13 protein-coding genes are annotated in these 9,815 nt (G+C 67.2%); 2 read left to right on the top strand and 11 right to left on the bottom strand.

The features are described from left to right. From HMPREF3067_RS06215 to rimM, 11 genes are all read right to left on the bottom strand, one after another. On the bottom strand, nucleotides 1-588 hold a 588-nt coding region (locus HMPREF3067_RS06215; RefSeq protein WP_141759344.1), incomplete at its 3' end, for a magnesium chelatase domain-containing protein. Further along, nucleotides 575-943 (bottom strand): YraN family protein, encoded by a 369-nt coding sequence (locus HMPREF3067_RS06210; protein WP_070768866.1) that lies wholly within the window; start codon nucleotides 941-943, stop codon nucleotides 575-577. The genes HMPREF3067_RS06210 and HMPREF3067_RS06215, both read right to left, overlap by 14 nt. A 209-nt stretch (nucleotides 944-1,152) precedes the next feature. Then, the gene (locus HMPREF3067_RS06205) at nucleotides 1,153-1,458 is read right to left on the bottom strand and encodes a DUF2469 domain-containing protein (RefSeq protein WP_070768865.1); all 306 of its coding nucleotides are present in this window, start codon (nucleotides 1,456-1,458) and stop codon (nucleotides 1,153-1,155) included. A 69-nt stretch (nucleotides 1,459-1,527) separates the two neighbouring features. Next, nucleotides 1,528-2,169 carry a ribonuclease HII gene (locus HMPREF3067_RS06200; RefSeq protein ID WP_070768864.1) on the bottom strand — a complete coding sequence of 214 codons (642 nt, stop codon included), beginning with the start codon at nucleotides 2,167-2,169 and terminating at the stop codon, nucleotides 1,528-1,530. 6 nt (nucleotides 2,170-2,175) lie between these two features. Continuing rightward, on the bottom strand, nucleotides 2,176-2,850 hold the full coding sequence (gene lepB / locus HMPREF3067_RS06195) for a signal peptidase I (RefSeq protein WP_070768863.1): 675 nt from the start codon (nucleotides 2,848-2,850) through the stop codon (nucleotides 2,176-2,178). 154 nt (nucleotides 2,851-3,004) lie between these two features. Further along, nucleotides 3,005-3,721 carry a signal peptidase I gene (gene lepB, locus HMPREF3067_RS06190; protein ID WP_070768862.1) on the bottom strand — a complete coding sequence of 239 codons (717 nt, stop codon included), beginning with the start codon at nucleotides 3,719-3,721 and terminating at the stop codon, nucleotides 3,005-3,007. A 226-nt stretch (nucleotides 3,722-3,947) separates the two neighbouring features. Further along, nucleotides 3,948-4,292 carry a 50S ribosomal protein L19 gene (gene rplS, locus HMPREF3067_RS06185; RefSeq protein WP_070768861.1) on the bottom strand — a complete coding sequence of 115 codons (345 nt, stop codon included), beginning with the start codon at nucleotides 4,290-4,292 and terminating at the stop codon, nucleotides 3,948-3,950. Nucleotides 4,293-4,420: 128 nt separating this feature from the next. Beyond that, complete coding sequence (locus tag HMPREF3067_RS06180) at nucleotides 4,421-6,742, bottom strand: Tex family protein (RefSeq protein ID WP_070768860.1); 2,322 nt, start codon at nucleotides 6,740-6,742, stop codon at nucleotides 4,421-4,423. Nucleotides 6,743-6,770: 28 nt separating this feature from the next. After that, the gene (locus HMPREF3067_RS06175) at nucleotides 6,771-7,139 is read right to left on the bottom strand and encodes a hypothetical protein (RefSeq protein ID WP_070768859.1); all 369 of its coding nucleotides are present in this window, start codon (nucleotides 7,137-7,139) and stop codon (nucleotides 6,771-6,773) included. Between the two features lie 2 nt (nucleotides 7,140-7,141). Beyond that, nucleotides 7,142-8,017 carry a tRNA (guanosine(37)-N1)-methyltransferase TrmD gene (gene trmD, locus HMPREF3067_RS06170; protein WP_070768858.1) on the bottom strand — a complete coding sequence of 292 codons (876 nt, stop codon included), beginning with the start codon at nucleotides 8,015-8,017 and terminating at the stop codon, nucleotides 7,142-7,144. Further along, nucleotides 8,014-8,514, bottom strand: a complete 501-nt coding sequence (gene rimM / locus HMPREF3067_RS06165) for a ribosome maturation factor RimM (RefSeq protein ID WP_070768857.1) — start codon at nucleotides 8,512-8,514, stop codon at nucleotides 8,014-8,016. Before rimM ends, trmD begins: the two co-directional genes overlap by 4 nt. 41 nt (nucleotides 8,515-8,555) lie before the next feature. Here rimM and HMPREF3067_RS06160 point away from each other — a divergent pair, with 41 nt between their 5' ends. Then, on the top strand, nucleotides 8,556-8,969 hold the full coding sequence (locus tag HMPREF3067_RS06160) for a cupin domain-containing protein (protein WP_070768856.1): 414 nt from the start codon (nucleotides 8,556-8,558) through the stop codon (nucleotides 8,967-8,969). An 83-nt stretch (nucleotides 8,970-9,052) separates the two neighbouring features. Then, a complete protein-coding gene (locus HMPREF3067_RS06155) occupies nucleotides 9,053-9,733 on the top strand; it encodes a TetR/AcrR family transcriptional regulator (protein WP_070768855.1) in 681 nt (226 codons plus the stop codon). The last annotated feature ends 82 nt before the right edge of the window (nucleotides 9,734-9,815 follow it).

Here is a 9,815-nt window from a genome sequence, read left to right as displayed (position 1 = left end):
GCCCGGCCCGGCTGCCGCGGCGGCGGATTCCAGCGGGGTCGCCCCGCAGACCCACGCCAGCGCCCGCTCGAGCGTCGGCGTCACCAGCACGTTCATGTCGGAAATCAGGGCGGCCTCCGCGGCGTTGTCCGGCGGGATGAGCACCGTGCGGTAGCCGTGCTTGCGCGCCGACAGCAGCGCCGGGATGACCCCGGGCACCCCGCGCACGGTCCCGTCCAGGCCGAGCTCCCCCAGCACCAGGCAGCTGGCCAGGCGCCCCGCGGGGCTCGCGCCGTCGATGCCCGTTTCCAGGTCCGCCTCCGGCCCCATCGCCGCGACCAGGATGGCCAGCGCCATGGGCAGGTCGAAGTGGGAGCCGGACTTGGGCATGGACGCCGGCGACATGGAGATGATGATCTTCGTCTTGGGCCAGCGCAGCTGCGAATTGGTCACCGCGGTGCGCATGCGCTCCCGGGATTCCGTGATGGCGGTATCCGCCAAGCCCACCACGTGGGTGCCGGGCAGCCCGGCCCCGATATTGGCCTCGACGGTGACCACGTTGGCCAGGACCCCGTCGAGGGCGGTCGTATAGCATTTACCGAGCGCCATCATCGACCCCCGGGTAGTGCTCAAGTTCGAAACCTTCGCCGCAGGTCACCAGCGCCACGACGTCGAAGCGCACCTGTGCGAAAGGCTTGTCCTTTAACCAAAGCCGCGCCGCCTTGCGCAGGCGCGCCAGCTTGCGCGGGCTCACGGCCTCGGCGACGCCGAAGTCGCGCCGGCTGCGAGTTTTGACCTCGACGAAGATGACGGTTTCGCCCGCCAGCACGATAAGGTCAATCTCCCCGACCGCGTAGTGGACGTTGTGGGCCAGGACTTGGCCGCCGCGGCGGCGGTAAAACTGCGCCGCGTAGGCCTCCCCGCGGCGGGCTAAGGCATGGTTACCTGTATAGGCGGTGTGCATGTAGAAATTCCCCCCAAAAAATTCTGTGGCTTGAAGCGCGTGCCCGAACGGCACACCCACATCACACCGCCGCAGTCAACCCCCGCACAAGGGCAGGCCTCCCCGCAACCGGCAAATCTGTGGATAACTGCTTAGCACCCCGAGTTATCCACAGGCGCCGCGCCCTTAAAGTTGCGCACTGCCCCGCCAGCGCCTATAGTAGCGCGCCCTTAATCGGGCAGCACGAAATCGGGCTTGTCGAGCTCCTCGATGTTGACGTCCTTGTAGGTGATAACGCGGACGTACCGCACGAAGCGGGCCGCGCGGTACATGTCCCAGACCCAGGCGTCCGACATGCGCACCTCGTAGTAGACGTCCGCGCCGGAGGTGTGCGGGATGAGCTCTACCGCGTTCGCCAGGTAGAAGCGTCGTTCGGTCTCGACCACGTAGGAAAACTGGCTGACCACGTCGCGGTATTCGCGGTAGAGCGACAGCTCGACTTCAGCCTCGTAGTTGTCCAGGTCCTCGGCACTCACGTTGGTCTTCCTCCTTAGCGCGTGGGCAGGTAATAACGCCCAGCATATTCTGCCCGCGGCCCACACACGTCAAGGCGCGCCCAGGTATTTTCGCTGCGCGGCGGCGACGTTGGCGTAACTCAGGCGGTGCTGCGGATTGACGCCTAGCTCCTCGATGGCGCGCGTGTGCGCCGCCGTCCCGTAGCCCTTGTGTCCAGCCAGGCCGTAGCCTGGGTAGCGCTCGTCGAGTTCCACCATCAGCCGGTCCCGGGAGACCTTGGCCAGCACGCTTGCCGCCGCGATGCACCGAGCCGCCGCGTCGCCGCCGGTCATCGGCAGCTGTGGGCAGGGCATGCCGGGCACCTTCAGGGCATCGGTAAGCACGTAGCCCGGCCGCACGTCTAGGCGCGCGACGGCGCGCCGCATCCCGGAGACGTTGGCGTGCTGGATGCCGCGGTGATCGATGGCGGCGGGCCCGATGTGCACGATGGCAAAGGCCCAGGCGCAGTCCTGGATGATGGGATAAAGTTGCTCGCGCGCCTGCGGGGTGAGCTTCTTGGAGTCGGTCAGGGTGGAAAGCTCCGGGATGATTTTGTCCGGCAGCACGCACGCGGCGATGGTGATAGGCCCGCAGCACGCCCCGCGGCCGGCCTCGTCCACGCCCGCGACCGGCCCCAGGCCCGCCTTGGATAGCGCGACCTCGTAGGTCCGCAGCTGTTTCAGCGCCCGCACGTCCGGCTACCCCTGGATGTCCGGGTGCTTGACGATGCCGCCGCGGCCCAGCGGCAGGATCACCGCGCGGACCTTGCCGCGGACGTTGTCGACCGGGATGGTCCCCTGCCGGTTGTCGCCCAGGTGAGCGCGGGAGTCGAGCGAGTTCGTCCGCGAGTCCCCCATCAACCACAGGCTTTCCTCCGGCACGGTCACCGGTCCGAAGTAGTCCCCGCCGCAGGCCTCCGAGCCGGTCAGCGGGTTGACCTCGTTGACCGGTGGGGTCAGCACGAAGGACTGATCCGTGGGCCGGCCGTCAACCATCACGGCCGGGTCGCCGGCCTGGCAGGACACTGTCTGCCCGCCGGTGGCGATAACGCGCTTGGTCAGGATGTTGTCCGTGTTGGGCACCAGGCCTACCAGGGAGAGCAGGTTTTGCAGGCCGCGCACCAGCACGTTGTGGGAGCGCTCCACGGCGAACTCGCCGTCCCAGGAGGGCGTGGACGCAAAAACGACGACGTCGCCGGGCTGCGGGTCCTGGAAATAATAGGAGACCCGCTCCACCGCTATGCGGTCGTTCTCGCAACCGGCGCAGCCGTGGAAGGTCGGCTCCATCGAGCCGGACGGGACCACATAGAGCCGGCCGATGAAGGCCTGGATGAGGCTCAGCAGCACGACGGTCGCCACGACGGCCAGGGCCATGCCGCGCCACCAGCTGGCGCCGTCCTCACCGTCGCGGGGCGCGCGCCCCGGCCGCTGCTCTGACCCGGTCCCGTCCGCGGCGCCGGCCCGGCGGGTGTCCGGGCGGGGATCTCCCGCACGCCGGTAATCCCGCCGGGGTAAACGCGCAGGCTGGTTACTGCTGGATGCCCGGGTCATCGACGCCGCCGAGCCGTTGGAACGGGAAGAAGACGAAGGCCACCTTGCCGCGCACGTTCTCGTCCGGGATGGTGCCGTGGTACGGGTCATCGAGGTGGTAGCGCGAATCCGCCGAGTTGGTCCGGTTATCGCCCATCATGAAGTAATTGCCCTCCGGCACGGTCACCGGGCCGAAGTACGGCCCGCCGCAGGCCTCGGAGCCGGAGTTCTCATCGACCGGGTAGGTCGGCGGGTCCATCACGTAGCTTTGGTCGATGGGCTTGCCGTCCACCATGACCGCTGGGTCGCCGGCCTGGCAGGACACCGTCTGCCCGCCGGTCGCGATAACGCGCTTGACCAGGGTGTTCTCGTCCGGCGGAGCGAGGGAGACGAAGCTCAGCGCCTCCTGGATGGCCGCGATGACCGAGTTGTCCGAACGCGGCGACTGGTAGTTGGTGTTCCAAGAGTCGGTGCCCTCGAAGACGATGACGTCGCCCGGCTCCGGGCTCTTGTCGCCGTAGTAGCTGATCTTCTCGGTGAAGATGCGGTCGTTGGTGCAGCCCTCGCAGCCGTGCAGAGTCGGTTCCATGGACGCCGACGGGATGACGTACTGGCGGCCGATAAACGTCTGCACGACGCCGACAACCAGCAGCACGCCCACGACAATCAGAGCCGTTTCCACCAGCCACGGGAGCTGCTTCTTTTCCTGCTCCACCGGTTGCGCCTGGGCCTGCTCGGGCTCATCCGGGGTCGGGGTTGATGCTGTGTTGTCGTAATTCACGCAGTAGATCCTATCAACAATGGCGCCTGCGGCGGCGAGCACCTCGCGGCGAGCATCCCAAATGGTCCAGACACAACAAAACGCCGCTGGCCCCGGACTTGGCGGTCCCGGAAACCAGCGGCGTGAGCGGCACCCCAAAGCTGTAGGGCGCAGGCAGCAGCTAGCGGCGCTCCTTGATGCGGGCCTTCTTACCGCGCAGGTCGCGCAGGTAGTACAGCTTGGCGCGACGGACGCGGCCGCGGCGGGAGACCTTGATGGAGGCGATGTTCGGGGAGTGGACCGGGAAGGTACGCTCCACGCCAATACCGAAGGAGACCTTGCGGACGGTGAAGGTCTCGCGGATGCCGGAGCCCTGGCGGCGGATGCAGACACCCTTGAACAGCTGGGTACGCTCGGTGCTGCCCTCGATGACCTTGACGTCAACCTCGAGGGTGTCGCCCGGGCGGAAGGCCGGGATGTCGTCGCGCATCTGCGCGGCATCGATCTTGTCGATGATGTTGCTCATTGTTTAAATCCTTTTCAGTTTAAGACAGAGGACCCTAGCGCCCGTGCGCCGGTTCGTGCCTGTTACATACAGCAGTTAACCATTTTGACACAAGCACTAAGCCCGCACCAAATCCCGGGCAGCGGTTCTTAGCGCCCGAAGCCGGCCTTGCGCAGCGCGTCGGCCATGGAACCGCCCTGCGGGGCCGCGGGCTGGCCGCGCTTGCCGCCGCGCGGTTTGTTCGGCTTCTTGCCGCCACCCTTCCGCCCCCGGCCGCCCTTGGCTTCCTTTCCAGGCTTGCCCGGCTTGGCGGGCTTGCCGTCCTCGCCGGGCTCGTCGTCCAGGCGCAGGCTCAAGCTGATGCGCTGGCGCTGCACGTCAACGTCCATGACCTTGACCTTGACGACCTCGCCGGAGCGGACCACCTCGTGCGGGTCGGAGACGAATTTGTGGCTCATCGCGGACACGTGCACCAGCCCGTCCTGGTGGACCCCCACGTCCACGAAGGCGCCGAAGGCGGCGACGTTGGTCACCGCACCCTCCAGGATCATGCCCGGGGTCAAGTCGGAGACCTTGTTTACACCCTCGCGGAAGGTGGCGGTTTTGAACTCCGGGCGGGGGTCGCGGCCCGGCTTGTCCAGCTCGGCGATGATATCGGTCACCGTCGGCACACCGAAGGTCTCGTCGGCGAAGTCCTGCGGGTTCAGCGCGCTCAGCACGCGGCTGTTGCCAATCAGCTCGCCGATGCCCAGCCCCGTCGACTTCGCAATCGCCGCCACGATGGGGTAGGCCTCCGGGTGCACCGCGGAGGTGTCCAGCGGGTCGGTGCCGCCGGTAATGCGCAAGAAGCCGGCGGACTGCTCGAAGGCCTTCGGCCCCAGCCGCGGGACCTTCTTGAGCTCCTTGCGGCTGGCGAAGCTGCCATGCTCGTTGCGGTAGGCCACGATGTTGCCGGCGATGGTGGAGTTGACCCCGGCGACGCGCTCCAGCAGCGGGACCGAGGCGGTGTTCAGATCTACCCCTACCCCGTTGACGGCGTCCTCGACGACGGCATCCAAGGTGCGCGCCAGCTGGGTCTGGTTCACGTCGTGCTGGTACTGGCCCACGCCGATGGCCTTCGGGTCGATCTTGACCAGCTCGGCCAGCGGGTCCTGGAGGCGGCGGGCAATCGAGACCGCCCCGCGCAGGGAGACGTCCATGTCCGGGAATTCCTCCGCCGCCAGCGGGGAAGCCGAATAGACCGACGCGCCCGACTCGGAGACCACCACGGGCGTGGGGCGCGCCCCGCCGGCCTGGGCGACTAGGTCGGCCACCTCGCTGGCCAGCTTCTCCGTCTCCCGGGAGGCGGTACCGTTGCCGATGGCCATCAGGTCCACCGAGTGCTGCGCGCACCAGGTAGCCAGCTCCCTAACCGCCTGCGACCACTGGTTCTGTGGCTGGTGCGGGTAGATGATGGTGGTATCTAGCACCTTGCCGGTCGCGTCCAGAGCCGCGCACTTGACCCCGTTGCGGTAGCCCGGGTCCAGGCCCAGGGTGGCGCGCTGGCCCGCGGGGGCGGCTAGCAGCACGTCGCGCAGGTTCGTGGCGAAGACCTGCAGCGCGCCTTCCTCGGCGCGCTCCTTCAGCCGCATGCGCACGTCCAGGCTGGAGGAGACATAGAGCTTGGTGCGCCAGCCCCAGTGCACCGCGTTGGCCAGCCAGGCCGACGACGTATCTAGATCGAAGCGGTCCGCGATGATCCCCTCATAGGCCGCGTCCTCGCCGGCATCCAGGTTCAGGTGCAACACGCCCTCGGACTCGCCGCGCAGCAGCGCCAGAATGCGGTGCGAGGGCAGGGTGTCGAAAGGCTCCGAGAAGTCAAAGTAGTCCTTGAACTTCGCGCCCTCGGCTTCCTTGCCCTCGACGGCCTGGGCTCCCAGCGCGCCCTCGTCGAAGAACTTCTCGCGCACCTGGCCGACCAGATCAGCGTCGAGGGCGAAGCGGTCCACCAGGATGGCCCGCGCGCCCTCCAGCGCCTTCTTCGGCTCGGCGAAGCCCTCGGTCACGAACTGCTCGGCCAGCTTGTCCGGGTCCGCCGCCGGGTTCTCGATAAGCTGGTCGGTCAGCGGCTCCAGGCCGGCCTCGCGGGCGATGTCCGCCTTCGTTTTCCGCCGCTTCTTGTACGGCAGGTACAGGTCCTCCAGGCGGGCCTTCGACTCGCAGGCGAGAATCTGGGCGCGCAGCTTATCGGTCAGCTTGTCCTGCTCCTCGATGGCCGCCAGCACCGTTTCCTTGCGCTGTTCCAACTCGCGCAGGTAGGTCGCGCGCTCGAAGATGGTGCGCAGCTGGGCATCGTCCAGCCCGCCAGTCGCTTCTTTGCGGTAGCGGGCGATAAAAGGCACGGTGTTGCCCTCCGCCATGAGCTTGAGCGCGACCTCAACCTGGTCGACGGGCACGTTCAATTCCGCAGCAATCGTGGCTGCAATATTCACAAAATACCTCTTCTACTAAGAATCTAAACTACCGGGACGCCGAGTACGCCAGGGTCGTACCTAGGCCAAACTCGGTGTGCCCGATTTCGCTCGTGCCGTAGCTTAGCGCCCCTGCGGGCAGCGCCTCTGCAACCGCCTGGGTCACCTTCGGCAGCGCCAGCGCAGTCTCCGCGTTGACGATGACCCGCCACACCACCAGCCCCACCGGTTTCTCGCCGTGCTTCCAGACGTACTCGCGGACCAGGACGTTATCCGCCGCGCACTCGGCGTCGACGACCTCGACCGCGATATCGCTCACGATGACCTGGCGCTCGGCCAGGGCGGCGGGCATCGCAGGCACGCAGGCATGCAGCTCCTCCTCGCCCACCAGGACCGACAGATCGGTAGAAACCTCCATGGCTACCGCGCCTCCCCTTCCGCGTCCAAGCCTTCCAGGAAGGCGCGGTCGGCGTCGCTGAGCTCGGCCTGCTCCAGCAGTTCCGGGCGGCGGGCCCGGGTGCGGCGCAGCGATTCCTCGCGGCGCCAGCGGTCCACCTTCGCGTGGTCACCCGAGGCCAGCACCTCCGGCACCGGAAGCTCCCGCCACACGCGCGGCTTGGTGTAGCTGGGTCCTTCCAGCAGCCCGTCGGAGAAGGAGTCCTCCTCGTGCGAGCGCTGGTTGCCCAGAACGCCCGGCACCAGCCGGACCACGGCCTCCGCGATCACCAGCACCGCGACCTCCCCACCGATGAGCACGTAGTCCCCGATGGAGACCTCCCGCACCCGGTAGCGGCGCTGCGCGTCGTCGATGACGCGCTGGTCGATGCCCTCGTAGCGCCCGCAGGCAAAAACGATGTGCTCCTCGCGGGAAAACTCCCGCGCGTGCGCCTCCGTGAACGGCTCGCCCGCCGGCGTCGGCACGATGAGCAGCGGGCGCCCGTCCTTATCCTCGGAGGCGCCGTCGGCCGCGTAGGGGCGCGCCTCGATGCCCTCCAGCTCGTCGTGGCGCGCCCGGTTCAGGTGCGGTAGCGAAGACTTCAGGTGCGCGGCGGTGGCTGCCGGGCCGGTGCCGGCGGCGACATCGTCAAGCGCCGGGCCCCAGACTGTGGGCTTCATGACCATGCCGGGCCCACCGCCGAACGGGGAATCATCCACCGACTTGTGCCGGTCCGTGGCCCACTGACGCAGGTCGTGCACGCCGACCTGCAGTAGGTCCTGCTCGATGGCCTTGCCCAGCAGCGCGTGGCGCAGTGGGTCCAAATACTCCGGGAAGATCGTGACGACGTCGAGCCTCATAGATCCAGCAGCCCCTCCGGTGGCGTGACCGTCACGGTCCCGGCCTCCAGGTCGACCTCCGGCACCATTTCCTCCACGAACGGGATAAGGCTGGTGCGCCCCTCGGCGCCGCGAAACTCCAGCAGCGAGTGTGCCACCCCGGGCTGCAGGGCGGTGACCTCGCCGATGTCCGCGCCGTCGTGGATAACGCGCAGGCCCAACAGTTCGTGTTCGTAGAAGCCGTCGTCGTCGGCATCGTCAAGCGGGGGCGCGAAGAACTTGGTGCCCCGCAGGGAGTCTGCGGCGGTGCGGTCCGGAATCTCCTCGAAGCGCACCAAAAGGCGCGACTGGTGCGGGCGCACCGACGCGATAGTCAGCGCATGCTCCTTGTTTCCCTGCGTGCCGTGGATAACCTCGCCCACCGCAAAGCGGACGTCCGGGTCGTCCGTGGTCACGTCCACCGCGACCTCACCTTTTACCCCGTGCGACTTCACCACGCGACCAATCATCAAATCCATACGCCCCATACTAATTGGCGCGCCCGCTAGACTGGACACCGATGGACAACCTACCAATTAACCGCCCCGAGACCTTCGGTGAGGCTACTCCGGCCGAGACCACGCTCACCAGCCTCGACCTGCTCGAACTCGCCCCTGCCAGCGATGCCTCCCGCCCCCGCCCCGGCGTCCGCCGCGTGCTCACCGCCGACGGCGTCAACCTCATTCTGTTTAGCTTCCTGCCCGGGCAGTGCCTCCCCGACCACAAGGCGGCGCACCCCATCACGGTCCAGTGCCTGGCCGGGGAGGTGACGTTCACCTACGACGGCCAGGCCGCGGACGTTACCCCCGGCACTGTGATCCACCTCCCCGCCTACGCACCGCACCGGGTCGATTGCCCCGGGGAGAAAAACAAAGGTAATACCCCTGCCGTCATGCTGCTGATGATGCATACCGGCGAAACCGCCGGAAAATAAATAAAGACTTTTTACCCCCACGCGCCCGCTTCCCACGAGGCGAGACAGTTCCTGGAAAAATATTCAGCGCTACCGTAGCGAGGGTGGAACAGCGATCGAAGCCTTACCATCACGGTGACCTGTACAACGAACTGTTGCGGATTGCAACCAGGTACGGCCAGCGCGGAGGCCCCAACGCCGTCACCATCCGGGCGGTCACCCGCGAGGCCGACGTCTCCCCAACCTCCGCCTATCGCCACTTCAAGAACCAGGTCGAGCTCCAGCACGCCGTCGCCAAGGCCGCCATCGGCGAGCTAGTCGCGCGCGTCCAAGGCGCTCTCGATGGCTTCAACTCCGGCGCCACGACCGCCAGCCAAGCGCTTCACGATGCCGCCTGGGCCTACTTCGCCTTCTCCCGCGAGGAGCCCAACTTCTTCCGCTGCATGCTCGCCGTCGCGGAAACCACCTTCCCGGTCGCCTTCAGCTCGACGCTCACCAGCGAGCAGGGGCTTAGCCCCGCCGATCTGGCAGCCACGTTCGAGCTCCCGCCCTCCCACGTCAAGGCGATCCTCTCCTACCGCGCAGCCATGATGGCATATGCCGCCGAGTCCGGCACCACGCTGACCCAGGAGCAGCTGCTCTTCAACACCATCGGCGCGTGGTCGACCCTGCACGGGTTCACGCACCTGTGCCTGGACAGCCACCTGTCGACCCTGGACGAGTCCACACAATTTCGCCTGGCCGAGCACGTCTTCGCGACGGTACATAACTCCTTGCTGGATTAATCAAGGCTACCGGCGGTTCCCCACCTTCAGTAGGTTCGCGCAGGCGCGGCACTTATCCACAGACGCGCCGCATGTTGAGACC

The sequence above is a fragment of the Corynebacterium sp. HMSC04H06 genome (assembly GCF_001815935.1).
In the GTDB taxonomy this organism is placed as follows: Bacteria; Actinomycetota; Actinomycetes; order Mycobacteriales; family Mycobacteriaceae; genus Corynebacterium.
The sequence above is the reverse complement of the archived record's forward strand: the minus strand, read 5'-3'. Positions and strand labels throughout refer to the sequence as shown.